At 46.2% G+C, this 23,310-nt stretch carries 20 protein-coding genes; 14 read left to right on the top strand and 6 right to left on the bottom strand.

The annotated features are described in order from the left end of the window. The first annotated feature begins 46 nt into the window (after positions 1-46). Entirely contained in the window at positions 47-1,492 is a 1,446-nt protein-coding gene (locus OCV24_RS14125) for a TrkH family potassium uptake protein (RefSeq protein ID WP_150879244.1), read from the top strand. Positions 1,493-1,518: 26 nt separating this feature from the next. Further along, positions 1,519-2,124, top strand: coding sequence for a DUF3157 family protein (locus tag OCV24_RS14130; protein WP_150879243.1), 606 nt, complete (start codon positions 1,519-1,521; stop codon positions 2,122-2,124). Here the strand turns inward: OCV24_RS14130 and trhA are convergent. Both trhA and OCV24_RS14140 read right to left on the bottom strand, forming a co-directional pair. After that, positions 2,121-2,774 (bottom strand): PAQR family membrane homeostasis protein TrhA, encoded by a 654-nt coding sequence (trhA, locus tag OCV24_RS14135; RefSeq protein ID WP_136998751.1) that lies wholly within the window; start codon positions 2,772-2,774, stop codon positions 2,121-2,123. The genes OCV24_RS14130 and trhA overlap by 4 nt on opposite strands. A 156-nt stretch (positions 2,775-2,930) precedes the next feature. After that, a complete protein-coding gene (locus OCV24_RS14140) occupies positions 2,931-3,722 on the bottom strand; it encodes a sporulation protein (RefSeq protein WP_077681030.1) in 792 nt (263 codons plus the stop codon). A gap of 283 nt (positions 3,723-4,005) precedes the next feature. Here OCV24_RS14140 and OCV24_RS14145 point away from each other — a divergent pair, with 283 nt between their 5' ends. The 6 genes from OCV24_RS14145 (at position 4,006) to OCV24_RS14170 (ending at position 9,124) form a co-directional block, all read left to right on the top strand. Further along, entirely contained in the window at positions 4,006-4,173 is a 168-nt protein-coding gene (locus OCV24_RS14145) for a hypothetical protein (protein ID WP_017055434.1), read from the top strand. Positions 4,174-4,304: 131 nt separating this feature from the next. After that, a complete protein-coding gene (locus OCV24_RS14150; protein WP_017055435.1) occupies positions 4,305-4,568 on the top strand; it encodes a YihD family protein in 264 nt (87 codons plus the stop codon). Between the two features lie 328 nt (positions 4,569-4,896). Beyond that, on the top strand, positions 4,897-6,315 hold the full coding sequence (gene ccoG, locus OCV24_RS14155; RefSeq protein WP_017055436.1) for a cytochrome c oxidase accessory protein CcoG: 1,419 nt from the start codon (positions 4,897-4,899) through the stop codon (positions 6,313-6,315). Between the two features lie 73 nt (positions 6,316-6,388). After that, positions 6,389-7,375 (top strand): serine/threonine protein kinase, encoded by a 987-nt coding sequence (locus tag OCV24_RS14160; RefSeq protein ID WP_077681031.1) that lies wholly within the window; start codon positions 6,389-6,391, stop codon positions 7,373-7,375. Between the two features lie 55 nt (positions 7,376-7,430). Next, positions 7,431-8,030 (top strand): thiol:disulfide interchange protein DsbA/DsbL, encoded by a 600-nt coding sequence (locus OCV24_RS14165; RefSeq protein ID WP_017055438.1) that lies wholly within the window; start codon positions 7,431-7,433, stop codon positions 8,028-8,030. Positions 8,031-8,167: 137 nt separating this feature from the next. Next, complete coding sequence (locus OCV24_RS14170) at positions 8,168-9,124, top strand: DUF2860 domain-containing protein (RefSeq protein ID WP_150879242.1); 957 nt, start codon at positions 8,168-8,170, stop codon at positions 9,122-9,124. A 69-nt stretch (positions 9,125-9,193) separates the two neighbouring features. On the opposite strand, the gene OCV24_RS14175 is transcribed toward OCV24_RS14170, so the two are convergent. Next, on the bottom strand, positions 9,194-10,717 hold the full coding sequence (locus OCV24_RS14175; RefSeq protein ID WP_150879241.1) for a YifB family Mg chelatase-like AAA ATPase: 1,524 nt from the start codon (positions 10,715-10,717) through the stop codon (positions 9,194-9,196). Positions 10,718-11,188: 471 nt separating this feature from the next. Here OCV24_RS14175 and ilvG point away from each other — a divergent pair, with 471 nt between their 5' ends. Genes ilvG through ilvA form a run of 5 tightly spaced genes read left to right on the top strand, consistent with a single transcriptional unit; the run spans position 11,189 to position 17,525 of the window. Continuing rightward, positions 11,189-12,835, top strand: a complete 1,647-nt coding sequence (ilvG, locus tag OCV24_RS14180) for an acetolactate synthase 2 catalytic subunit (protein WP_017055441.1) — start codon at positions 11,189-11,191, stop codon at positions 12,833-12,835. A 1-nt stretch (position 12,836) separates the two neighbouring features. Further along, the gene (gene ilvM / locus OCV24_RS14185) at positions 12,837-13,121 is read left to right on the top strand and encodes an acetolactate synthase 2 small subunit (RefSeq protein ID WP_017055442.1); all 285 of its coding nucleotides are present in this window, start codon (positions 12,837-12,839) and stop codon (positions 13,119-13,121) included. A gap of 12 nt (positions 13,122-13,133) precedes the next feature. Then, positions 13,134-14,102, top strand: coding sequence for a branched-chain amino acid transaminase (locus tag OCV24_RS14190; protein ID WP_102507254.1), 969 nt, complete (start codon positions 13,134-13,136; stop codon positions 14,100-14,102). 33 nt (positions 14,103-14,135) lie between these two features. Beyond that, the gene (gene ilvD / locus OCV24_RS14195; protein ID WP_017055444.1) at positions 14,136-15,977 is read left to right on the top strand and encodes a dihydroxy-acid dehydratase; all 1,842 of its coding nucleotides are present in this window, start codon (positions 14,136-14,138) and stop codon (positions 15,975-15,977) included. 3 nt (positions 15,978-15,980) lie between these two features. After that, positions 15,981-17,525 (top strand): threonine ammonia-lyase, biosynthetic, encoded by a 1,545-nt coding sequence (ilvA, locus tag OCV24_RS14200; RefSeq protein ID WP_046224849.1) that lies wholly within the window; start codon positions 15,981-15,983, stop codon positions 17,523-17,525. 100 nt (positions 17,526-17,625) lie between these two features. On the opposite strand, the gene punR is transcribed toward ilvA, so the two are convergent. After that, positions 17,626-18,540, bottom strand: a complete 915-nt coding sequence (punR, locus tag OCV24_RS14205) for a DNA-binding transcriptional activator PunR (RefSeq protein WP_017055446.1) — start codon at positions 18,538-18,540, stop codon at positions 17,626-17,628. 163 nt (positions 18,541-18,703) lie between these two features. On the opposite strand from punR, the gene punC reads away from it, so the two are divergent. Then, positions 18,704-19,915, top strand: coding sequence for a purine nucleoside transporter PunC (gene punC, locus OCV24_RS14210; protein ID WP_150879240.1), 1,212 nt, complete (start codon positions 18,704-18,706; stop codon positions 19,913-19,915). 70 nt (positions 19,916-19,985) lie between these two features. On the opposite strand, the gene OCV24_RS14215 is transcribed toward punC, so the two are convergent. Then, positions 19,986-21,620 carry a sensor domain-containing diguanylate cyclase gene (locus OCV24_RS14215; protein WP_050546265.1) on the bottom strand — a complete coding sequence of 545 codons (1,635 nt, stop codon included), beginning with the start codon at positions 21,618-21,620 and terminating at the stop codon, positions 19,986-19,988. 222 nt (positions 21,621-21,842) lie between these two features. Next, complete coding sequence (gene glmU, locus OCV24_RS14220; RefSeq protein WP_136981368.1) at positions 21,843-23,204, bottom strand: bifunctional UDP-N-acetylglucosamine diphosphorylase/glucosamine-1-phosphate N-acetyltransferase GlmU; 1,362 nt, start codon at positions 23,202-23,204, stop codon at positions 21,843-21,845. Positions 23,205-23,310: the final 106 nt, after the last annotated feature.

Genomic DNA, 23,310 nt, shown 5'->3' on the forward strand with positions numbered 1-23,310 from the left:
TCTTGTGAGAACGACGCTCCGGCTCAAAGCGATGGTCTATTAAGCTATGGTCAACTTTCGTCCGATATTATTAGTGATAGGGTTAGTGTTATCAAAACTCGCCCTTTTCATGTACATCCCTACATTGGTTGCCTTTTTCACAGGCACCGGTGGCTTCCTCGAGTTTGGTCAGTCGGTAGTGATCACGCACATAGTCGCGTTCATCTGCTTGAGTTTGGGCCGTTCAGCTAAGTTCCGACTTGGGGTGCGGGACATGTTCCTGATCACCTCTCTGGTATGGACGATAGCCAGTGCCTTTGCTGCACTGCCGTTTGTCTTCATCAACCACATCAGCTTCACTGACGCCTACTTCGAAACCATGTCGGGTATCACCACGACAGGCTCAACCGTATTAAGCGGCTTAGACAGCATGGCACCAAGCATTCTGTTGTGGCGTTCTATACTGCAATGGTTAGGTGGTATCGGCTTCATCGTTATGGCGGTAGCGGTTCTACCAATGCTCAACGTCGGTGGTATGCGCCTGTTCCAAACCGAATCATCCGATTGGTCAGATAAAAGTAGCCCACGAGCAAAAACGGTCGCGAAGAACATCGTGGCGGTTTATCTGGTACTGACAGGCTTGTGCTTAGTGAGTTACTTGTTTGCTGGCATGAGCGTCTTTGATGCCATCAATCACGCATTCACAACACTCTCGACTGGCGGTTACTCGACTTCCGATGGCTCAATGAACCACTTCTCTAACAGCGCCCATTGGGTAGGAACGGCGTTCATGTTTCTTGGTGGTCTGCCTTTCCTACTCTTTGTCAGTGCGCTGCGCAGTAGAAAACTCGCACCGATCTATAAAGATGCTCAAGTAAGAGGTTTCGCTTACCTATTCTTGGTTGCCAGTGCCGTGATCTCCACATGGTTGGTCATGAGAGATGGCTACACGGTATTGGATGCAATGCGTGTCTCAATGTTCAATATTGTATCAGTCGTCACCACAACCGGTTTTGGCTTAGAAGACTTCACTGCTTGGGGAGCACTGCCAACCACACTGTTTGCCTTCCTAATGATGGCGGGAGCCTGCTCGGGATCGACCTCAGGTGGTATTAAAATCTTCCGCTTCCAGATCGCGATGACTATGCTTCACAAACAAATGATGAAGCTGATCCACCCATCGGGGGTATTTGTTCAACGCTACAACCAACGCCCCGTAAATGACGACATTGTGCGTTCACTCGTGGCATTTGGTTTGATGTTCTTTATTACGATTATCTTAATTGCAGGCGGCTTGAGCGCCATGGGGCTTGATCCTGTGACCAGTATATCTGGCGCTATCACAGCCGTTGCCAACGTTGGTCCAGGCATGGGCAGCGTGATCGGTCCAACCGGGAACTTTGCTCCACTGCCCGACGCCGCTAAATGGTTGCTAAGCTTAGGAATGCTGATGGGGCGACTTGAGATATTGACGCTCATTGTTCTATTTTTCCCAGCCTTTTGGCGACGTTAACCAAGCACAAAATCAAGGAAACACAGATGAAATCATACGCACTTCTCGCTGGCGCATTGCTCGCAAACTCAGTATTCGTAAGTTCTGCCTTTGCTGAGCAAATGGTCACATTGCCTGATGGCAAACAAGTGTTACTCAAAGATGATTTTACTTGGCAATACGTGGCACCGAAGCAAACGGAAGCAGCAGCGACAACATCAGAGATCGCAGTGCCTGTTTCAGCAGCGCCTATTGCAGCAGCCCCTGTCGTAGCCGTACCTGTTGCAACGAACACGCGTGGCACTACGATTGTGGTTAATAGTAAGAAGCCAAGCTTACAGCTCTCTCAATCAGGAGTGGATGTTGTACTGGGTGCCAGTCGCTATGAAGATGGTGAGCTTATCATTCCGACAGCCATCACTAACCAAGGCACTCAAGCGGTCATTTTGGTATCACTTAACATCAGCGTGTTTACTGCACAAGGTGAGTTGTTGGCAGAAGAAGAGGTTGCTGTGTGGAAATCAATCAAACGAATGGCCGACACATACCTGCGACCAAAGACGGGGGAAGAAGGTGAGCTAATCAAGCTCGACCTAGAACAACACCCTGAATATCAGATCAAAGCTGAGATTACCGAGGTACTGGCTCGCTAAACCGGAGTCACATACAGATAGATAGCGAAGAAATGGCAAGCGCAGCCCGCCAAAACAAACAAGTGCCAGATGGCGTGGTTGTAAGGGATGCGTTTGGCCACATAGAAAATAACACCCAACGAGTAGATCACGCCGCCGAGCGCCAATAACACCAAACCACCCATCTCGATATTCATCGCCAGTTGATACACCACAATCAACGACAACCAACCCATCGCTAAGTAAATGAACAGCGATAGACGCTTAAATCGGTAGACGAAAGCAATCTTCATGATGATACCCACCAGCGCAATTCCCCAGATAACCGCCATCAAGCCCATCGCTAATGGGGTTCTTAAGCCAACCAATAAAAACGGGGTGTAACTACCTGCGATGAGTAAGTAAATTGCACAGTGATCGAGGGTTTTTAATAAACGCTTGGTTTTTTCTGTGGTGATCGAGTGATAAAGCGTGGAAGCAAGAAATAGCAGGATAATGCTGCTGCCATAGATTGCCATACTGGCAACCGTCAACATGTCGGCTTGGTAATCAAACGCACGAATCAGGAGCAAGATCAGACCAACCACGCCAAGCACAACCCCCAGACCATGAGTTATTGCATTGGCACGTTCTTCGATGTCACAGTATTCGCTCACCGATGATGCAGACATGACTATCCTACTAGAGTAAATGTTCGATTTGCCTAGTATTGCACATTAAGCTTACACGTGTAAGCTTAAATTTTTATGACATCTTTTATGACATTAATAACGCCTAAACTGTGTGATGAGGGTTGGCTCTCTATAGCTAAAGAACCAAAGAGCTGACTAAGAGGCGCTATCTAAATACTCAAGCACCATCTTGCCGGCTTCTTCCGGTGAGGTATCCAATGGCACACTCAATTGACGCTGTAGCTGGCCCACTCCTAATAAACTCGCCAACATGCCTTTGGCACCGTCGCGATTGCGGTCTATCTCAAACCACAACTTAAGCTCGGAGTCACCACGATGAGCAACCACTTCAAGCTCACGCCAACGACCATGATAAGGACCCGTCGTCGGAACAAACTCGAACTCTTGAACAAAAGGCAATTCAAAGCCTTCTACCGCTTCACACTCCACTTGGCGAATGCGCAGCCCATGAGCTTCAAGTTCGTTAAAAATGCCATCAAGGAGTGCATCTGGGCGAACCGTTAAGGTGTCTTTATCCGATGGGTCAATCGCCATCGCAATATCGAGCCCGGTTTCCAGCCACACCTTTGAATCACCAATCGTGACCGGTGTATTAAGCGGTACATCAAACTCACATTCAAAGTCACGGGTTTCACCCGGCTGAATAACAAAGGCATACGGCAGGCTCCATTTGGCCAACGAGTACGTATGGTGCATTCGGCGTTTATGACCACCTTCTTGCTTTTGCGAGTTCATGGTGACCTCTTTAACGTAACGGCAGCATAAGCTAAGATCAATATTGTCTATCTCCTGTGGCTGAGCGCCACCATACACATGCACAATAATGCTCGCCTTTTGCCCTGGATAAAGCACTTCCTGCTGCAATACAGAATCCACCTTGGCAGACCCAATACCAAAACTTGCTAACGTTTTCTTTAAGAACGACATATGCACCTCCTTTAAAACATCATCTTAAGCCTGAAAGAGGTTCAAACTCAAATATACTGCTCACACTATTTTAGCTCTAATATTGTCTATTTATCACACAGGCGTCGATCGATAACTTAGATAGTGATAGTCTAGGCTCTGATATGCATGCATATCATTATCCTGATTTATTATTCGGATTGGCGAAAGCCAGACGAGTGACTCTTCAAGCAATTGAGGCGGATCTCATGGTAAATCAGGCCATTAGATTGGCAATGGATATGCCTGACCGTTAGGTAACTTAATGCGCCCAACAGCTGTCAGGTTCTCGCAGACCAACCGCAGTGCGATGCGTCGTCGTAGTGGCTTTGCTGCTGCTCCAACGGCAAAAAAAATGGCTCCAACAATGACTCTAGTTGAGAAGACTGCTTTATTAGCACCGACTACAACAAAAGTGATTAAAGCCGCTTAACAAAAAGCGCAGTTTTTACTGCGCTTTTTTATTATCCAGTCCCATCTTGAAATGTGTTTACACATTGGTATTCCCGATTCAATTTGATACTTTACCCATAAATCATTATAAAATTTGTGGAGAAATAAAGTATGAAGTGTCACCGCATTGAAGAACTGCTTGAACTGATGGAGCCTGAGTGGCAGAAAGATCAAGAGCTTAACCTATTAGAGTTCATCATTAAGCTATCAAAAGAAGCGGGCTATCAAGGCAAGCTTGAAGAACTGACTGACGATGTTCTTATCTACCATCTAAAAATGCGCAACAGCGGAAAAGATGAAATGATCCCAGGCCTAAAAAAAGACCAAGAAGATGATTTCAAAACCGCCATTCTAAAAGCACGCGGCCTCCTTTAATTATCTCTATTGCTTTAGTTTTATAACTACCTTACAGATAAAAAACTCAATGAAAAAAGCGATCACTTGGCCGCTTTTTTATTTCTGTTCGCTATTTTTTCGTCACAACTGTTATGACTTTTGTTGTTAAAGGTTGATAGCGTTAAAGAAATGAGAACAAGATTGTCGCTATAATCGCCCCCATAAGAATCTTCTAAAATAATAAGAGTGAGTGTGATAACAACAAATGCACCAAACTCAATTTCTACAGGTTCTCTAAACCATACTTTAAAGTAATGTCGTCAATACCCGATTTAACCGGGTATACATGCCACAAAAAGGATATTCCATGAGTCAGGATAAAATCGATATCAAAGATGTGACTCCTAAAACCTTTAATCCAAAAACACATAAAGGTAATGGAGATCGATTTAACCCAAGTAACCGAATCTATGTGCGAGAAAGCAAAGGTAAATTCCAACAGTTGCGTCGTTACGGCGGTTGGTTCTTACTTTTACTTTTTACGCTTATCCCATGGATTTCATTTGGTGAGCGACAAGCGATCTTGCTCGATATCGGCAGCCAACAGTTCAACTTCTTTGGCACCACGCTATACCCACAAGATCTCACCCTACTGGCGATCCTCTTCATGATTGCTGCATTTGGTCTGTTCTTTATCACCACCTTTTTAGGCCGGGTTTGGTGTGGCTACCTTTGCCCTCAAACCGTCTGGACCTTTATGTATATCTGGTTTGAAGAGAAACTGGAAGGTGCTGCCAATAAGCGGAGAAAACAAGACTCGGGTAAACTGACGAGCAACTTAATTCTCAGAAAAACCCTCAAACACATTGCATGGTGGGCGATTGCCATTGCGACGGGCTTAACCTTTGTTGGTTACTTCATCCCAATCAAAGAGCTAGTGGTTGGCTTCTTTACCTTTAACTCGTCTTTCTGGCCGGTGTTTTGGGTACTGTTCTTTGCTGGGTGTACTTATGCCAATGCAGGTTGGATGCGTTCAATTGTTTGTCTGCACATGTGTCCTTACGCGCGTTTCCAATCGGCAATGTTCGATAAAGACACCTTCATCGTTGGTTACAACACCGAGCGCGGTGAAAGCCGTGGCCCTCGCTCTCGTAAAGCCGATCCAAAAGAGCTTGGTCTAGGCGACTGTATTGACTGTAACCTGTGTGTTCAAGTCTGCCCGACGGGTATCGATATCCGTGATGGCCTGCAATACGAATGTATTAACTGCGGCGCGTGTATTGATGCCTGTGACAACACCATGGAGCGTATGGGTTACGAGAAAGGCCTGATCAGCTACACCACAGAACACAGGTTGGAAGGACACTCAACCAAAGTCATGCGTCCTAAGCTGCTAGGCTACGGAGCCATATTGATACTTATGCTGGGTTTGTTCTTTGCACAGATAGCGAGTGTTGACCCTGCCGGCCTAAGCGTTCTGCGAGATAGAAACCAGCTATTTAAAATCAATAGCCAAGGGCTTGTCGAAAATACTTACAACTTGAAAGTAATCAACAAAACTCAGCAAGAGCAAGAGTACAAGCTCGATGTTAGTGGGCTACCAGACTCTATCTGGTACGGTAAACAAACCATTACCGTAGAGCCAGGTGAAGTTTTAAACCTTCCTATCAGCTTAGGCGTCGATCCAGAAAAACTGAGCTCACCAGTTTCGACAATTCAGTTTATACTCTCGGATAATGAAGAGTTTACGATGGAAGTCGAAAGCCGCTTTATCAAGAAGCTCTGATACCAGCCACCTAGTGCTTGGTATAACACCCCAATAAATGGAAAAAGGCTCAGTAATGAGCCTTTTTTATTCTATGACGATGCAAGCCTTTAACTTTGATAACCTGACTCCTGACTTCATGTGGTACGCACTGGAGAGCATCGGAGTTCGCGCTGAATCCGGGCTTCTCGCTCTCAACAGTTACGAAAACCGGGTATATCAATTCATCGATGAAGACCGTAAACGCTACGTGGTTAAATTTTATCGCCCGCAGCGCTGGAACACAGCGCAGATCCAAGAAGAGCACGATTTCGCGTTAGAGCTGATCGAACAAGAGTTACCGGTTGCTCCACCGATACGGATCAACGGCGCAACCTTACATGAATATCAAGGCTATCTATTCGCACTATTTGAAAGTGTCGGTGGCAGACAATATGAAGTCGACAATCTAGATCAATTGGAAGGCGTAGGACGTTTTCTTGGTCGTATTCATAAAGCGAGTGCCGGAAGAGCATTCCAGCATCGTCCGACCATCAGCTTAGATGAGTATCTTTATCAGCCTCGTAAGATTCTAGAGAACTCTCAGTTTATCCCGACACACCTGGAGAACGCGTTCTTCAATGACGTCGATCTTCTAATTAAAGAGTTGGAGAGCCAATGGCCGAGCAATATTGAGAATATCCGCCTACATGGTGACTGCCACCCAGGTAATATTCTGTGGCGTGACGGGCCAATGTTCGTCGATCTTGATGACGCACGAAACGGCCCTGCGATACAAGATCTGTGGATGCTGCTTAATGGTGAACGCCAAGATAAGCTAATGCAACTGGATATTCTGCTAGAGAGTTATCAAGAATTTTGCGATTTTAATACCGCGCAACTGAAACTAATCGAACCACTACGTGGTCTACGTATGGTGCATTACATGGCATGGTTGGCAAAACGATGGCACGATCCGGCGTTTCCTCTGGCCTTCCCGTGGTTTAATGACCCGAAATATTGGGAGCAACAAGTACTTGCTTGTAAAGAGCAAATTGCTACCCTGCAAGAGCCACCACTTTCGTTAATGCCTCAGTGGTAACCGCAATCGCAACATACAACTAGATAAAAATTCAAACATAATGGAGATTGGATAAATGAAAAAGCTATTCGCATTTTTCTCATTGATCATGTTGAGCCTTTCCGCTCACGCGGCGAAATTTAACGAAGGTGAACACTACAAAGTTCTCGATCTAGAAGCATCAAAAAAACCAATGGTGACAGAGTTCTTCTCTTTTTACTGCCCACATTGTAATAGCTTTGAGCCTATCATCCAGCAGCTAAAACAACAGCTACCTGCAAACGCTAAACTGCAGAAGAACCATGTTTCATTCATGGGTGGCAACATGGGTATGCCAATGAGCAAAGCTTACGCGACGATGATTGCACTGAAAGTGGAAGACAAAATGGTACCCGTGATGTTTAACCGCATCCACAACATGAACAAGCCACCACGTGATGAAGCGGAACTGCGTCAAATCTTTTTAGATGAAGGTATCAACGCGAAGAAATTTGACGCGGCGTACAACGGCTTTGCAGTTGATTCAATGGTTCGCCGTTTCGATAAAGCATTCAAAGATAGCGGCCTTTCAGGCGTACCAGCAGTCGTGGTTAACAACCGTTACCTAATAGACGCTCAAGGTATCAGTTCTCTCGATGAGTACTTCGAGTTAGTGAACTTCTTATTGAAGAAATAAGGTTTAATAAAGGAAGCTTCGGCTTCCTTTTTTATGCTTGTTCAAAAATCATCATTGATAAATAATTAACCTAGAAATTTAAAGCTTTACTGCTATTAATAACCCGTCCTAAGAACCGGTGGGCAAGGAGCCCTTGAATGAAAATAAAAATAACTCTCTTGGCATTGAGTATTGCGGCTTCTCCCGCTTTTGCCAAGCTTGCAGACCAACAAGGTTTCAGTGGTGAAATCTCTATCAATACCGGGGTTGCCTCTTCCACCTCAAACTTTAATACCGATGCTGATAGCAATCTTTCATCCATAGATCAGAAGGCTTCTTCGGAAAGCTCATTTCTGATTGCTCCTTTAGGTAACCTTGCTTACACCTTTGGTGAAAAGTTGAACCATCAAGTTTACACGGGTACGGCACGTGATGACGTAGCAACAGGTACCGTGGTGCTTGAAGTGGGTTATAAATACCAACTTGAATCTGGCATGGTGATCGATGCTTCTATTCTGCCAACCATTATGTCTGATGAGACTTGGGCTAACCCATACAAAGTTGGAGAAGCTCGTAGCAAAACAGACGAAACCGGTAATGCGTTCCGTCTAAAGCTGGATAGTATTGCTGGCTCTGCGTTCTCTGTCGATATGGCTTTCGCGACCAGAGATGTGGATAACGACCTAGTTGAATATGAAGAACTAAAGCGTGATGCAGATACCTTCTACCTAAAAGGTCAGTACCGCCAACCGATTAACCGCACCATGATGCTGGTTCCGTCTTTGATTTATCAATCAACAGACGCTGAAGGCGGTGCAGACTCATTCGAGCAATTCGGGGGAGAAGTCAGTTTATTTGGTGGCACGGGCCGTCACCAGTACGCGCTAACAGCGGGTTACAGCCAACGCTCTTACGATGCAAGCAACCCGATCTACGACAAGAAGCGTAACGACGACAACATCAATCTATTCGCCGCGTATGAATATGAACAGTTCATGGACTGGGAAAACTGGTCGTTTATTGCTCTTGCAGGTTACGGTACTAGCGAATCAAACATTACCTTCTACGATGAGTCACAATACATCGCTTCAGTTGGCTTGAACTACAAGTTCTAATCACGGCTAACTCATAGCAACCAACCTGAATAACGAAAGCCTGCACACAAGCAGGCTTTCTATTTACGACTACACAGCTTGAGCCGTGAGTTGCTTCAACAAGCGGTCCATCGCTCGATAGCCCAGCGCCTCAGATAAATGCTTCTTTTCAATCTGCTCGTTACCGTCAAGGTCGGCAATGGTTCGTGCCACCTTAATGATTCGGTGATAAGCACGAATCGATAAACCCAACCGATGCAGCGCGGTTTCCAGAAACTCCGCATCTTCACGTCGAAGTGGGCAATACTTTTCAATTTCTCGGCTACCTAGTAGCGCATTCGATTTATGATTCCTAGATAGCATCAACTGACGAGCTTGTTTAACTCGGAGTTTAACCACTTGGGTCGTTTCTCCACGCTCCCCTCCTTCAGCAAGCATTCCTTTAGGTAACAAAGGGATCTCTAATGACATATCAAATCGATCAAGTAATGGTCCCGACAAGCGATTGAGATAACGCAGGATGATCTGTGGGTTAGCCCGCGCTTGATTTCCCTCGTAGTAACCCGTAGGGCTTGGGTTGAGTGCACCGACTAATTGAAAGCGCGCAGGAAAACGAGTCTTACCCGCCGCGCGCGAAATGATTATCTCGCCCGACTCTAGTGGCTCTCGCAATGAATCAAGCACTTTGCGCTCAAACTCCGGCATCTCATCCAAGAACAATAAACCGTTATGCGCCAAAGAAATCTCTCCGGGGCGTGGCACTGAGCCACCACCCACCAATGCCGCCATTGAGCTTGAATGGTGAGGAGATCGAAAAGGTCGTTGCTTCCAGTTGTATTGATTAATCTCTTGTTGCGTTAACGAGGCCACCGAAGCGGTTTCCATTGCCTCGTCATCACTCATTTCAGGTAGCAAGTCACGCAGTCGAGAAGCGAGCATGGTTTTCCCCGTCCCAGGAGGACCAAGGAAAAGCAAGTTATGGTTTCCAGCTGCTGCTATCTCTAAGGCGCGCTTGCCTTGTTGTTGGCCAATAATATCTTGTAAATCACGATTATCAGACACGTCAACGTGATGATGCTCCGTTCGATACAACCCAAGCTGAGCCTGCCCACACATATCCGAACAAACCTCCAATAACGTTTGTGCCGATTTATGTGCTCCTTTGCCGACCAAGGCCGCCTGGTCACCGTTGTGGTGTGGAACCACCAAACATCGCTCAACACTGTCGGCCGCCAATGTGGCTGGCAACACTCCTTTGACTGAACGTAACTCTCCTGACAACGCTAACTCACCGATGAATTCATGTTGCGCTATTTTTGATGTCGGAAGCTGATCCGATGCCACCAAAATCCCAAGCGCGATGGGCAGGTCGAAACGGCCCCCTTCTTTAGGTAAATCGGCGGGAGCGAGGTTGACCGTGATTCTTTTTGATGGGAATTCAAAACGAGAATTGATGATGGCGCTTCTGACTCGGTCTTTGGATTCCTTGACCGTTGTTTCAGGCAGACCCACCAACGTAAAACCGGGCATTCCATTGCTTATATGGACCTCAACGGTCACCTCTGGCGCTTCTACACCCACACTAGCTCGGCTATGAATTATCGCGAGTCCCATAACTTTCCTTTGTCTTTGATTTAAAAGTATTCGCTCTGGATATTCGTTGTACACCAAAGCTATCAAGTTGTTATATAGCTTGGTGGAATGGTGTTTTAATGTGAAAAAAGAATGACATTTTCCTTGTCATACAACAGATTTGTGTGATAACACTAGAGATGTAGACATTTACTGAAGACAATAAACGAGAAAACTCGAATTTTATGATTTTTAACGCTCGCATTTACGCACTGATTAACCTGATTATCGTAGTCATTATTGAGACTGCGCGGGGGCGAGTGGGAAAAAAGTAACCACGAATTAGAAAAAACCCCCGCACTGAAAAGTTCGGGGGTTTTTTCTAATTTAACGGCTCAATTTTTATAATTTTATTATTTTCGGCTTTGCCGATTTACAGGAAGAATGGGAGCACAAGATGTGCAGAGACAATGGAAACAGTTACCAAAATAAAGGTAATACGGAGGAACTACGATGAAAGGCGCAGAACTAGTCGTATCCGCACTCAAGCAACAAGGCATTGAGACCGTATTTGGTTACCCAGGTGGTGCCATCATGCCAATCTACGATGCTCTCTATGACGGCGGGGTTGAACATATCCTATGTCGCCATGAGCAAGGCGCTGCTATGGCCGCGATCGGCATGGCTCGAGCAACACAAGACGTCGCGGTTTGCATGGCAACCTCAGGCCCAGGCGCAACTAACTTAGTTACTGGCCTTGCTGACGCCTTTATGGATTCCATCCCACTCGTTGCTATAACAGGCCAAGTTGCTAGCTCCCACATAGGCACCGATGCATTCCAAGAAATGGATGTGATTGGTATGTCTTTGTCATGCACTAAACACAGCTACCTCGTTACCGACATTGAAGATCTTGCGCCAACATTAACTGAAGCATTCATCGTTGCAAAAGCAGGACGTCCCGGTCCGGTTATTGTCGATATCGCTAAAGATGTTCAATTGGCAGAAGCACCTGTTAACACTCTCCCTGAATTTACTCCACCAGCCATTCCTGTTGCGACAACCGATGCCATTGAACAGGCACAGTACTTTTTGTCTCAAGCGACCCGTCCTGTTTTATACGTAGGTGGTGGTGTTCAACTGGCTAAAGCGACGGACTCTGTTCGTGAGTTCTTACGCCTTAACCCAATGCCAGCAGTAAGCACACTGAAAGGCCTGGGTACCATCGAACGTGACGACCCACACTATCTTGGTATGCTAGGTATGCACGGCACCAAAGCTGCTAACCTAGTGGTTCAAGAGAGCGATCTGCTGATTGTTGTTGGCGCTCGTTTCGATGATCGGGTAACCGGAAAACTTGATACCTTTGCACCGCACGCGAAGGTTATTCATATCGATATCGATGCGGCAGAGTTCAGTAAACTGCGTCTGGCCGATGCACCAATTCGTGGTGACATCAACAAAATCATGCCTCAGTTGGAACTAAGCCAAGACATCTCATCTTGGGTCCACCACTCTGAAGGGCTACGCAGTTCATTCAAGTGGCGCTACGATCACCCAGGCGATCTGATATTTGCTCCACTACTGTTAAAACAACTGTCAGACATGATGCCAGCAAGCTCTATCGTTTCAACCGATGTGGGCCAACACCAAATGTGGGCAGCTCAACACATTCAGCCTCGCGATCCACAAAACTTCATCACCTCTGCCGGTTTAGGCACCATGGGCTTTGGCTTGCCCGCTGCAATGGGTGCATCGGTTGGCCGTCCTGATGACCAATCAATTCTTATCTCTGGCGATGGCTCGTTCATGATGAACGTGCAAGAGCTTGGCACGCTGAAACGCCGTCAGATCCCAGTAAAGATGGTGCTTCTAAATAACTCTCGCTTGGGCATGGTTCGCCAATGGCAATCACTGTTCTTTGATGGCCGCCACAGTGAAACCATCTTGGATGACAACCCAGATTTCGTAATGCTCGCAAAAGCATTCGATATCCCAGGCAAAACCATCACGCGTAAAGAAGAAGTAGAGCCAGCACTGAAAGAGATGCTAGAGAGCAAAACCGCTTACCTACTTCATGTTCTTATCGATGAAGAAGAAAACGTATGGCCACTAGTACCGCCAGGTGCTTCGAACAGTGAGATGTTGGAGAACACATAACATGAAAAGATACCTATTAGACATCAAAGCCGATGATAAGCCTGTACTACTAGAGCGTGTTCTTCGTGTTATCCGCCACCGTGGCTTTATAGTTAAGCAAGTCGCGGGCACTCAAAACCACGAAAGCAAAGTGGCGAGTGTTGAGATCATTGTCGACAGTGACCGTCCGATATCTTTCTTAGTCAATCAAATCGAAAAGCTGTGGGATGTGCGTACCGTTGACGTTATCTCGATCAGCCGTAATGAACTGCCAAACAACAACTTACAACAAAAGATAAACGCATAAGGAACCGCAAACATGACAGCTAAAACAGCAGACTATATTTGGTTTAACGGTGAGATGGTTCCTTGGGCAGAGGCGAACGTTCACGTCCTGACTCACGCAATGCACTACGGTACTTCTGTGTTTGAAGGTGTTCGTTGTTACAACACGCCAAAGGGGCCGGTTATCTTCCGTCACCCAGAGCATGCAAGACGACTAAAAGACTCAGCGAAAATCTACCGCTTCCCTATTCCTTTTACTGAGGAAGAAATTATGGAAGCGACTCGCGAAACGCTACGTCAAAATAAACTAGAGTCAGCGTACATCCGCCCTCTCGGTTTTGTCGGTAACGTGGGCTTGGGCGTATGCCCACCAGAAAACACTGAGATGGAACTGATCATCGCTGCTTTCCCTTGGGGTTCTTATCTAGGCGAAGAAGCGCTAGAAAATGGCGTTGATGCGATGATTTCTAGCTGGAACCGTGCAGCGCCAAACACCATCCCAACCGCAGCAAAAGCCGGTGGTAACTACCTATCTTCACTACTGGTTGGTGGTGAAGCGCGTCGTCATGGTTACGATGAAGGTATCGCGCTAAGTGTCGATGGTTATCTTTCTGAAGGCGCAGGTGAGAACATCTTTGTGGTACGTAACGGCGTGCTATCAACGCCACCAGCGACCAGCGCAATTCTGCCGGGTATCACTCGTGATTCGATCATGACACTAGCAAAAGACATGGGGTATGAGATCCGTGAAGAGAACATTGCTCGTGAAGCGCTATACCTTGCCGATGAAGTATTCATGACAGGTACAGCAGCAGAAATCGTTCCGGTTCGCAGCGTAGACAAAATTACAGTAGGTGAAGGCAAACGCGGTCCTATCACTGAAAAAGTTCAAGCGGCTTACTTTGGTCTATTCAATGGCACCACTGAAGATAAGTGGGGCTGGTTAGATTACGTTTATCCAGCAGACCACACTTCAGCAAACCAAACACAAGCAAATCAGTAAGCAACAGCCAAATATTTTATAAGGATTTAAGCAATGCCAATCTATCGTTCAGCAACAACTACCCACGGACGCAACATGGCTGGTGCGCGCGCTTTATGGCGTGCAACTGGCGTTAAAGATGATGACTTCGGTAAGCCAATCATCGCGGTTGTAAACTCTTTCACTCAATTCGTACCAGGCCACGTTCATCTTAAAGACATGGGGCAACTGGTTGCGGGTGAAATCGAGAAAGCGGGCGGTATCGCTAAAGAATTCAACACCATCGCAGTTGATGATGGTATCGCAATGGGTCACGGCGGCATGCTGTACTCACTGCCATCACGTGAGCTTATCGCAGACTCAGTAGAATACATGGTCAATGCGCACTGTGCCGATGCGATGGTGTGTATCTCTAACTGTGACAAAATCACTCCGGGAATGATGATGGCTGCAATGCGTCTTAACATCCCAGTGATCTTTGTATCTGGCGGTCCAATGGAAGCGGGTAAAACCAAACTTTCAGATCAGATCATCAAGCTAGACCTTGTTGACGCAATGATCCAAGGTGCCGATCCAACGATTTCTGATGAGCAAAGTGAACAAGTAGAACGCTCTGCGTGTCCTACCTGTGGCTCTTGTTCAGGCATGTTCACGGCAAACTCAATGAACTGTCTAACCGAAGCACTTGGCCTATCTCAACCTGGTAACGGTTCTATGCTAGCAACGCACGCCGATCGTGAAGCGCTATTCATCAATGCAGGTAAGCGCATTGTTGAGCTAACTAAGCGTTATTACGAGCAAGATGACGAATCAGCACTGCCGCGCAATATTGCTAACCGCGCAGCATTTGAAAACGCGATGGCACTGGATATCGCAATGGGCGGTTCTAGTAACACCGTTCTTCACCTATTGGCTTCAGCTCAAGAAGGTGAGATTGATTTTGATATGGGTGATATCGACGAGATGTCTCGCCGCGTTCCACACCTATGTAAGGTTGCGCCTTCAACACCTAAATACCACATGGAAGACGTTCACCGTGCTGGTGGCGTAATGGCTATCTTAGGTGAGCTTGATCGTGCCGGTCTATTGAACAACCAAACTCGCACCGTTCTTGGTCTAAGCATGCAAGAGCAACTTGCTCAATACGACATCATGCAGACAGAAGACGAAGCCGTGCTTAAGTTCTTCCGCGCTGGCCCTGCTGGTATCCGTACTACCAAGGCATTCTCACAAGATTGCCGTTGGGATCGCCTTGATGATGACCGCGTCGATGGTTGTATTCGTACCAAAGAGAACGCATTCAGCCAAGAAGGTGGCCTAGCGGTACTTTCAGGTAACATCGCCGTTGATGGTTGTATCGTTAAAACTGCGGGTGTTGATGAAGAAAACCTTAAATTCCAAGGCCCTGCTATCGTATTTGAAAGCCAAGACAGTGCCGTTGATGGCATCTTAGGCGGCAAAGTAAAAGCGGGCGAAGTGGTTGTTATTCGTTACGAAGGTCCTAAAGGTGGTCCGGGCATGCAAGAAATGCTTTACCCAACCACTTACCTAAAATCGATGGGCCTAGGCAAGTCTTGTGCACTGCTAACAGATGGTCGTTTCTCTGGTGGTACATCGGGTCTGTCTATCGGCCACGCTTCTCCAGAAGCAGCCAGTGGCGGTGTGATTGGCCTAGTGAATACTGGCGACATCATCACTATCGACATCCCAAGCCGTTCAATCACACTTGATGTACCTGAAGCTGAACTTGAAGCGCGTCGTGTTAAACAAGACGAACTAGGCTGGAAACCAGAAAACCGTCAGCGTGAAGTGTCTTTCGCACTGAAGGCTTACGCAAGCATGGCGACCAGTGCCGACAAAGGCGCTGTTCGTGATAAGTCTAAGCTTGAGGGCTAATCTATGAGTGATGACTCGGTCAGCCCCCAACAACAAACTGGCGCAGATTACCTGCGTCAGATCTTGAGAGCCCCCGTTTACGAAGCGGCAATCGTAACACCTCTACAAGATATGCCACGTCTAAGCGCTCGTATCGGTAATCAGGTTCAGCTAAAGCGAGAAGACCGTCAACCAGTCCACTCGTTCAAGCTGCGTGGTGCCTACAACATGGTATCAAGTCTTTCAGATCAACAAAAAGCTGCTGGAGTAATTGCTGCATCAGCGGGTAATCACGCTCAAGGTATGGCGCTGTCTGGTTCTAAACTGGGTATTCAGACCACGATTGTGATGCCAAAAACCACGCCAGATATCAAGGTTGATGCGGTACGTGGCTTTGGCGGTAACGTGGTTCTGCACGGCAGCAACTTTGATGAAGCCAAGGCAGAAGCCGAGCGTCTTTCTGCTGAACATGGCTTTACCTTTGTACCTCCTTTCGATCACCCGCTGGTGATTGCAGGCCAAGGCACCATGGGCATGGAAATGCTTCAACAGAATGGTCACATGGATTACATCTTTGTGCCGGTTGGTGGTGGTGGCTTAGCTGCGGGTGTTGCTGTATTGGTAAAACAGCTAATGCCAGAGATTAAAGTCATTGCAGTAGAACCAGAAGATTCGGCTTGCTTGAAAGCGGCTCTCGATGCTGGTGAACCTGTAGTACTGGATCAGGTCAGCATGTTTGCCGATGGCGTTGCGGTTAAACGCATTGGTGAAGAGACCTTCCGCCTATGTCAGCAGTACATCGATGGCCACATTGCCGTCTCTAGTGATGAGATCTGCTCGGCGGTGAAAGACATCTTTGAAGACACTCGTGCGATTGCTGAACCTTCAGGAGCGCTTGCTCTGGCTGGCTTGAAGAAGTTTGCTGAGCAGAACCAACTGCAAGACAAGCAATTGGCAACGGTACTGTCTGGTGCTAACACCAACTTCCACGGTCTGCGTTATGTCTCTGAACGTTGTGAGCTGGGTGAGAAGCGAGAAGGTCTACTTGCTGTGACGATTCCAGAGCGACAAGGGGCATTCCTAGAGTTCTGTAATATTATTGGTGGTCGAGCGGTGACTGAGTTTAACTACCGCCACAACGACGAAAGCCTCGCGAATATCTTCGTTGGTGTACGTCTGCAAGGTGGCCAAGAAGAACTCGAACACATCATCAATGACCTACGAGAAGGTGGCTACCCAGTTGTCGATCTATCTGATGATGAGATGGCAAAACTGCACATTCGTTATATGATTGGCGGTAAACCATCAAAACCATTGAAAGAGCGCCTATACAGTTTTGAGTTCCCGGAATACCCAGGTGCCTTAATTAAGTTCCTTGATACCTTAGGTACCCACTGGAACATCAGCTTGTTCAACTATCGTAACCACGGTGCCGATTACGGTCGTGTATTGTGTGGCTTTGAACTAGGTGATAATGATTTAGCTCAGTTCTCGACACACCTCCGAGAGCTTGGTTATCAGTGTAAAGATGAAACCGATAACCCTTCCTACAAGTTCTTCTTGTCTTAAGAGTTAACGACCGAATCAAAAAAGAGCGAGTATTTACTCGCTCTTTTTATTGGTGCTGACTCAGCTCAAGCTTGAAAAGGATCTTCTTGTAAACAGATCATTAGATCGCCTTACGATGATCCAACCAATCTTGGTGAAGCTGTTCACTTGATCCTAGATATTTGACCATCCATTCGATCAATTTATGGTTGTCGTCTTTTCGCCAAACCAAACAGCAATGGCTCTGTGGGCTTGGTTCTGGCAAGATCTTCTCCACCAGCAAACCCTGCTCAATAATAGGCGCAGCGATATGTCTTGGCATGTAGCCCACTCCAACACCGTTCTTAAGGCACTCAATCGCACTGTACCAATTAGGTAATAGAAGACGTCTCTGACTCGCATAGTGCCCGGTGTGTCGCTTAGGTAACACACTAGAGGTATCATCCAAACATATTGCTGGATACTGGCTAACGAATTCTTCATTGAGGTTTTGCTCTCTGACACACGGGTGACTTGGTGACATCACAAATGCCCAGTCTAATCTCCCCATATCTTTGACCTCAAAGTCACCACCGACAGGAATCGCGGAAGTGGCACCAATCACGATATCTGCCCTGCCCTGTGCTATCGCTTCCCAAGAGCCATTGAATACCTCCATGTTGATCTGAAGTTCGGCAAACTCAAACGTTTGATAAAACGCTTCAATCATCGGCTTCATTTTGTCGAGCTTAACCACATTATCAAGCGTTAGGCGCAGGGTCTTCTTCCAGCCACGAGCAGCTCGTCGAGTTTGAGCACTAATCTCTTCCATCTGCCTCAGCAACGCACGAGCCTCTTCAATGAACAGTTCACCAGCAGGCGTCAGTTCAACCTTTCTCGGTAAGCGTCTGAAAAGTAAAACATCCAATTCTTGTTCGACCTGTCTAACCCCATAACTGATCGCTGATGGCACTTTGTGCAGTTGCTGTGCCGCAGCAGTAAAACTGCCTAAGCGGGCAACCGTATCGAGCATTTCTAAAGAGGATTTAGAGAACATAAGCCTTCAAATTTTTTGATTGATAACTACATATTTTAGCGTTTTATTTTATCAGTTTTGAAAAATAGAATGTAATGATTAATAAACAGGGGCTTTCAGTCCTTTATATCAAACAATTTTTTTGATGATAAAAACACCACTACTTTTAGTTTAATGGCATTTTATGAATATTTCTAAATTTCAATTGGTCTACCTTGCAGTTCTCTCAATGCTTGGTTTTATTGCGACCGATATGTACCTTCCTGCATTTAAGGCGATGGAGATCGATTTCGCAACAGGCCCAGAACAAATCGCATTGTCGTTAACCGTGTTTCTTGGCGGTATGGCAATGGGTCAGCTTCTTTGGGGACTCGCGAGTGACAAGTACGGTCACCGCAATACGTTAGCCGTTGGCTTAATGCTATTCACTATTGCCTCATTCGGCTTAGCGTTCAGTACTGAGGTCTGGCACCTACTGACACTGCGCTTCATTCAAGCGATCGGGGTGTGCGCTCCCGCAGTAATTTGGCAAGCGATGGTTATCAAGCGCTACTCTCAGAGCAGTAGCCAACAAATTTTTGCGACCATCATGCCTTTAGTGGCGCTATCTCCAGCATTAGCACCTCAATTAGGTGTATTACTCGCGAACAACTTTGGTTGGCACAGTATCTTCATCACATTAACCTTGATGGGTGCATTGTTAGCAGTAACGACAATAGCTCAACCAAAAGAAGCACCTGAGGTAAAACAAACATCGATCAAAACAGACATCAAGATGTTGCTTAAATCAAAGCCTTACATGGGTAATGTGCTGATGTTTGCTTCGGCTTCGGCGGCGTTCTTCGCTTATCTAACTGGTATGCCAGAGATCATGGCTCAACTAGGTTATGAAGCAAAAGACATCGGTCTTAGCTTTATTCCACAGACAATCGCATTCATGGCGGGTGGTTATTTCGGCAAACAAGCTGTGAAGAAATACGGCGATGGTTTGGTACTAAGAAACCTTATTGGCTTGTTCAGTGTTGCTGCGATGCTAATCTTTATCGCATCACAGTGGGAACTGACGTCCATCTGGCCTCTATTAGCACCTTTCTGTTTGATTGCTGTAGCAAATGGTGCACTTTACCCAATCGTAGTAAACCGTGCGCTATCAAGTGCTAAGCAAAGCCCGGCAACAGCGGCGGGTCTACAAAACAGCCTGCAAATTACTATTAGTGGCCTCTCAAGCGCACTAGTTGCAGCAATGGCTAGCCAAGCGTTAAGCGCAACAGGTATCGCAGTTGTGATCTGTTTGGGTGCACTGTGGATTGGCTATATTGTTTCGAACAAAGAGCTATCAGAACACTTTGCAACTCCGGATAACTCTCGCGTCGTCACAGAAGAGAAGCAAGACTAGCTTCTAGCTTAATAAAAACCAAAAAGAGCGAGATTAGTCGCTCTTTTTTATACCTGCGCTTAATATCAACTTACTGTTTTGGTAACGACGTCGAAACCTCTTCACCATCGGCAACTTCTAGAGCTGGCGCTTTATGACGACTGTATTCATCATAGTTAACCACTCGACTACGTCCCATATCTTTCGCCATGTAGAGCGCTTTATCTGCCATCTTCACCAAAGACTCGGTATTAGATGCAGGCTTAGGGTACATAGCGACACCAATTGAAACACCTAACTGACCTAGTGAAAGCCCTTTATGTTCAAGGTGCATAGAACGCACGGCATCACACAGTGTCTGACCAAATTCCGTCGCTTGTTGCATTGAATAGTGCGGAAGCAATACTGCGAGCTCCTCCCCCCCCAACCTGCAGGCTATCTCATCGTCACTCACACTTTGTTTGAGCAGCGTGCTGATCTCTTTTAAGACGAAATCACCCGCATCATGACCAAAATTATCATTGAAACGTTTGAAGTGATCTAAATCGAGCATCAATAGCGACAAAGGTTGATCGCTGGTGGCAGAATTCATTGAGTGCTCTTCTAACTTCTGATCAAAGAAACGACGATTGAATAAGCCGGTTAATGGGTCGCTTAAGGCTTGTGAACGCAACTTCTCTTGCAGGCTCAGATTAGCCAACGCTAAACCGAGATGTTCTGAAACACTAAAAGCTAACTGTTCGGTAATCGGGTCAATTTTGATGTCGCCCTGACCAAAGTAAAGATGCATTATACCAATAGTATTACCGTGGGCAGTCAACGGGATACAGAGGGTTTGGTTGTTGTCCATTTCATGCATATGGCCACAGCTCAATGAGTGGAAATCATTATTAGACAAGTGAGCCCGTCCTTTACGTAACGACCAGCATTCTTCAGGGGCAAAGCTTGCGCTTCCTGGCCATATATCTCCCCAATCAAGTTGCGTAATCAGTTGATTTCGAGATGCCCTCATCAAAGAAACACTGCCGTTCACGTTACCTAAAATTCTCGGCAAAATATCAGAGACAATCTGCTGGGCTTCCACCATGTTATTACACGCTGCAAGCATATTCGCTAGACGGTGCATCAGTTCGATTTCATGGGTTCTTTGGCGAATACGCTCGTCTTGTTTCTTTTGCTCTTCTTCCACTTTATGAACGATTTGACGGTTGCTCACATAAGACGTACCAATCAAAAAACTCAAGCTCAGCAATACCATACCAATTAGAATTCCCATTAATTGGAAATTCATCTGCTTAAGTTGGTGCATTGGCAAAGAAATTATCACAACGAAATCTTGCCCGTTAACGCTCTCTTTCATTGAATAATAAATTCGGTCTACTGAGGTTACGGTACTAAAGCGCACATCACTGCCCGTGCCTTGTTGAAGTGCTTGCTTGAATTCAGGACGGTTACCATGATTTTCAACTCTAGCCAATGCATGGTCAGACAGATCCGTATCACCAATCACGACACCATCAAGATTAATAACCTGAATTCTTAATCGTGTATTGGCTTGAGTCAGGTTGCCAATGTAATCATCGACATCCATATCAGACGTAAATAGCTCGCTGTCTTCGCGAATTTCATAAATAACATCTGACATTAGAGAAACCAAATGGTCACGCTCATTCTCAACCACCAGCTTTTCCAAGGTTATATAAAAACCATACAGGCCTATTAACATTGAAAAAGATAAAATAATTATCGGCAACGTTTGCCATTTCTTTTCAACCAGCCTCACAAAAAACCAACCTTAAACACACCGAGTAATATTCGAAGATTAACAACCAGTTTAAAAAACACAATCATCAAATAGATTGTTTCATTAACTATGAGTACCTGGTACAAAAAAGCCAGTAGCTAAGCTACTGGCTCTCATTACTTCACTAATAACAAAACTGAGCGACTATTTTTTCTTAACCGGACGCTGCCAGTTAGCTATCTTACGTTCTTTAGCGCGGCTGATAACAAGTTCATTTTCAGAAACATCACGTGTTACCGTCGAGCCTGCACCAACAGTGGCGCCGTTTCCAATAATCACAGGTGCGATCAACTGACTATCAGAACCAACAAACACGTCATCGCCAATGATGGTCTTAAACTTATTTGCACCATCATAATTACAAGTGATAGCGCCCGCACCAACATTGACACGTTGACCGATTTCCGCATCACCTAGGTAAGTAAGGTGATTAGCTTTAGAACCCTCACCAAGACGAGTGTTCTTCACTTCAACAAAGTTACCTACATGCGAATCGTTACGCATGTCAGCACCAGGACGCAGACGAGTGAAAGGACCAACTGTGCAGTCTTCACCAACGGTCGCACCTTCAATTACGCTGTATGGACGAATTACGGTGTTGTCATCAATTTCACAGTCTTTCAATACACAGCCCGTACCAATAATCACGTTGTCGCCAATGCTTACGCTGCCTTCAATAATAACGTTGGTGTCGATTTCAACATCCATACCGCACTGCAGTTCACCGCGTAGGTCAAAGCGGCTTGGATCGCGTAACATAACACCTTGTTTCAATAGTTTATCAGCCTGCTCAGCTTGATAAGCTCGCTCTAGACGAGCCAATTGAGAACGGTCGTTAACGCCTTCAACTTCAATTGGACTTATCGGATGCACGGCTTCAACCGCACGACCTTCATCGTGAGCTGCTGCAATAACGTCAGTCAGGTAGTATTCACCTTGGGCGTTGTCGTTGCTTAGGCCAGATAACCAACGCTTCAGATCACCGCCAGTAGCAACCATCACTCCGGTATTAATCTCTTTGATAAGCTTCTGTTCATCGGTTGCGTCTTTTTGTTCAACGATAGCGACAACAGGGCCATTACGACGAATAATGCGACCGTAGCCCACTGGGTTGTCTAACACGACCGTAAGTAGCGCGATGCCACCGTTTGGTTGAGCGTCTAATAGGTTTTCAATGGTTTGAGGTGAAATCAATGGAACATCACCGTATAGCACTAGTACTTTTTCATCATCAGCGAAATGTGCAGATGCCTGATCCACAGCGTGGCCAGTACCCAACTGCTCGGCTTGCAGAGCCCAATTCACAGACTCTTCAGCTAGAGTCGCCTGCATCTGCTCACCACCATGACCGTAGACCAAATGGATGTTTTGAGCACCTAAACCATTACAGGTATCGATAACATGTTTCACCATTGGCTTGCCCGCAAGTGTATGCAGAACCTTTGGTGTATTTGAATACATGCGAGTACCTTTGCCCGCTGCGAGAATTACTGCGCTAAACTTCATTGTAAACCTATCCAACATTTTTTTTATTAAGCCGATATTGTAACCGTTTTTGGCTTACGAATTAAATCGCAATAGCAATTTAACCAGTACTTATACGTAAACGGAG

Source organism: Vibrio kanaloae (assembly GCF_024347535.1).
GTDB lineage: Bacteria > Pseudomonadota > Gammaproteobacteria > Enterobacterales > Vibrionaceae > Vibrio > Vibrio kanaloae.

Coding starts and splice junctions, on each gene's coding strand:
- OCV24_RS14125 (WP_150879244.1), top strand. CDS start 47: ATGGTCAACTTTCGTCCGATATTATTAGTGATAGGGTTAGTGTTATCA.
- OCV24_RS14130 (WP_150879243.1), top strand. CDS start 1,519: ATGAAATCATACGCACTTCTCGCTGGCGCATTGCTCGCAAACTCAGTA.
- trhA (WP_136998751.1), bottom strand. CDS start 2,774: ATGTCTGCATCATCGGTGAGCGAATACTGTGACATCGAAGAACGTGCC.
- OCV24_RS14140 (WP_077681030.1), bottom strand. CDS start 3,722: ATGTCGTTCTTAAAGAAAACGTTAGCAAGTTTTGGTATTGGGTCTGCC.
- OCV24_RS14145 (WP_017055434.1), top strand. CDS start 4,006: ATGCGCCCAACAGCTGTCAGGTTCTCGCAGACCAACCGCAGTGCGATG.
- OCV24_RS14150 (WP_017055435.1), top strand. CDS start 4,305: ATGAAGTGTCACCGCATTGAAGAACTGCTTGAACTGATGGAGCCTGAG.
- ccoG (WP_017055436.1), top strand. CDS start 4,897: ATGAGTCAGGATAAAATCGATATCAAAGATGTGACTCCTAAAACCTTT.
- OCV24_RS14160 (WP_077681031.1), top strand. CDS start 6,389: ATGACGATGCAAGCCTTTAACTTTGATAACCTGACTCCTGACTTCATG.
- OCV24_RS14165 (WP_017055438.1), top strand. CDS start 7,431: ATGAAAAAGCTATTCGCATTTTTCTCATTGATCATGTTGAGCCTTTCC.
- OCV24_RS14170 (WP_150879242.1), top strand. CDS start 8,168: ATGAAAATAAAAATAACTCTCTTGGCATTGAGTATTGCGGCTTCTCCC.
- OCV24_RS14175 (WP_150879241.1), bottom strand. CDS start 10,717: ATGGGACTCGCGATAATTCATAGCCGAGCTAGTGTGGGTGTAGAAGCG.
- ilvG (WP_017055441.1), top strand. CDS start 11,189: ATGAAAGGCGCAGAACTAGTCGTATCCGCACTCAAGCAACAAGGCATT.
- ilvM (WP_017055442.1), top strand. CDS start 12,837: ATGAAAAGATACCTATTAGACATCAAAGCCGATGATAAGCCTGTACTA.
- OCV24_RS14190 (WP_102507254.1), top strand. CDS start 13,134: ATGACAGCTAAAACAGCAGACTATATTTGGTTTAACGGTGAGATGGTT.
- ilvD (WP_017055444.1), top strand. CDS start 14,136: ATGCCAATCTATCGTTCAGCAACAACTACCCACGGACGCAACATGGCT.
- ilvA (WP_046224849.1), top strand. CDS start 15,981: ATGAGTGATGACTCGGTCAGCCCCCAACAACAAACTGGCGCAGATTAC.
- punR (WP_017055446.1), bottom strand. CDS start 18,540: ATGTTCTCTAAATCCTCTTTAGAAATGCTCGATACGGTTGCCCGCTTA.
- punC (WP_150879240.1), top strand. CDS start 18,704: ATGAATATTTCTAAATTTCAATTGGTCTACCTTGCAGTTCTCTCAATG.
- OCV24_RS14215 (WP_050546265.1), bottom strand. CDS start 21,620: ATGTTAATAGGCCTGTATGGTTTTTATATAACCTTGGAAAAGCTGGTG.
- glmU (WP_136981368.1), bottom strand. CDS start 23,204: ATGAAGTTTAGCGCAGTAATTCTCGCAGCGGGCAAAGGTACTCGCATG.